Source organism: Stenotrophomonas sp. 05L44_2, from assembly GCF_056665995.1.
Window position 1 is genome coordinate 1 of sequence record NZ_JBFTNR010000781.1, and the last position, 1,829, is coordinate 1,829.

3 protein-coding genes are annotated in these 1,829 nt (G+C 64.6%); 2 read left to right on the top strand and 1 reads right to left on the bottom strand.

Features of this window, described 5'->3' with window-relative positions:
• Positions 1 to 41: 41 nt before the first annotated feature.
• Complete coding sequence (locus tag AC1VAN_RS20545; RefSeq protein ID WP_025878292.1) at positions 42 to 632, top strand: cytochrome c oxidase assembly protein; 591 nt, start codon at positions 42 to 44, stop codon at positions 630 to 632.
• Positions 633 to 646: 14 nt separating this feature from the next.
• Entirely contained in the window at positions 647 to 1,522 is an 876-nt protein-coding gene (locus AC1VAN_RS20550; RefSeq protein WP_480986605.1) for a cytochrome c oxidase subunit 3, read from the top strand.
• Between the two features lie 53 nt (positions 1,523 to 1,575).
• Here AC1VAN_RS20550 and AC1VAN_RS20555 read toward each other — a convergent pair whose 3' ends face one another.
• Positions 1,576 to 1,794 (bottom strand): twin transmembrane helix small protein, encoded by a 219-nt coding sequence (locus tag AC1VAN_RS20555; protein WP_010484233.1) that lies wholly within the window; start codon positions 1,792 to 1,794, stop codon positions 1,576 to 1,578.
• Between the last annotated feature and the right edge of the window lie 35 nt (positions 1,795 to 1,829).

Genomic DNA, 1,829 nt, shown 5'->3' on the forward strand with positions numbered 1-1,829 from the left:
CTGGTGTACGTCGGCTTCATCCTCAGCGGCGTGATCGGTCGATGAGCGAAACACCGGCCACCGCTCCGTCACGCAGCGCCGGCCTGCCGCGCCTGATCGGCGTTGCGGTGGTGGTGTTCCTGCTGACGTTCTCGCTGGTACCGCTGTATCGCATCGCCTGCGAGAAGGTATTCGGCGTGCGCCTGGAACGTGGCCCGGGCAGCGAAGCCAGTACCGGTGCTGCCACCGGCAAGCGCACCGTGCGGGTGGAATTCGATGGCGGGGTCAATTCGCGGCTGCCGTGGTCGTTCCATCCCGAACAGCTGACCATGGATGTGGTGCCCGGCGAGCTCAACGAGGCGCTGTACTTCGCCCGCAACGACAGCCAGCAGGCCGTGGTCGGCAGCGCGGTGCCGTCGGTGGCGCCGGCACGCGCGTCGGGATTCTTCAGCAAGACCGAATGCTTCTGCTTCACCGCGCAGACCCTGCAGGCCGGYGARAAGCGTGACATGCCGGTGCGCTTCATCGTCGATCCGGACCTGCCGCCGGAAATCCGCACGATCACCYTGTCCTACACCTTCTACCGCAACGATGCGTTGTCCGATCGGCTGGCGCCCGCCGCCACGTCGGAAGGCGCCCATGCTGCTCCCTGACCCGGATACCGACCATGGCCCAGACACCTACCGACGCCAACGTGTACTTCGTCCCGGCCCAGAGCAAGTGGCCGTTCGTCGGTTCCATCGCGATGATGGTGACCATGGTCGGCGTGGCCAGTTGGCTCAATGACGCCAGCTGGGGCCGCTGGACGTTCTACATCGGCGTGGCGATGCTGGTGCTGACCCTGTTCTGGTGGTTCAGCGATGTGGTGCGCGAGTCGCAGGCCGGCAACTACAACCGGCAGGTGGATGGTTCGTTCCGGATGGGGATGGTCTGGTTCATCTTCTCCGAAGTGATGTTCTTCGGTGCCTTCTTCGGTGCGCTGTTCTACACCCGCCACCTCGGCCTGTCGTGGTTGAGCGGCGAAGGGCGCGGGGTGATGACCAACGAGCTGCTGTGGCAGGGCTACTCGGCCGGCTGGCCGACCAATGGCCCGGCAGCGATCGGTGGCGCGTTCCAGACGATCCCGGCCTGGGGCCTGCCGCTGATCAATACGCTGATCCTGCTGACCTCGGGCGTGACCCTGACCATCGCCCACCATGCGCTGAAGGCGGGCAACCGCCGCCAGCTGTTGATCTGGCTGGGCCTGACCGTGCTGCTCGGCCTTGGCTTCCTGACCCTGCAGGCCGAGGAGTACATCCACGCCTACAAGGAATTGAACCTGACGCTCGGCTCGGGCATCTACGGTTCGACSTTCTTCMTGCTGACCGGCTTCCACGGCGCACACGTGCTGCTGGGAACGATCATGCTGATCGTGATGTGGCTGCGGTCGGCGAAGGGACACTTCACCCGCGACAACCATTTCGGCTTTGAAGCGGCCGCGTGGTACTGGCACTTCGTCGACGTGGTGTGGCTGATGCTGTTCCTGTTCGTCTACGTGCTTTGACCGCGCAGGCGTCGGCAGCGTCAGCCGCCGGCGCTGCCTGGCCTGATGGGGCGTCAGCCGCCGATGCCGTGCGGTTTGATCCAGCCCATGTAGATGCTCACGATCACCAGTACGATCAACGCCACCGACACTCCGATGCGGCGGGTCAGTGCATTGACCGTGCGCTTGGTCTGGCCGCGGTCCACCAGCAGGTAATACAGGCCGGCGCCCAGATTCCAGACGATGACGATCAGAAACGCGATTACCAGCAGGGTCTTCAGCGAATCACTCATGCGCGGCTCGAGGGCAGGGTGGATGTGCCTATCTG

Excerpts from the sequence above, each read along its gene's own strand:
- AC1VAN_RS20555 (WP_010484233.1), bottom strand. The coding sequence starts at position 1,794 with ATGAGTGATTCGCTGAAGACCCTGCTGGTAATCGCGTTTCTGATCGTC.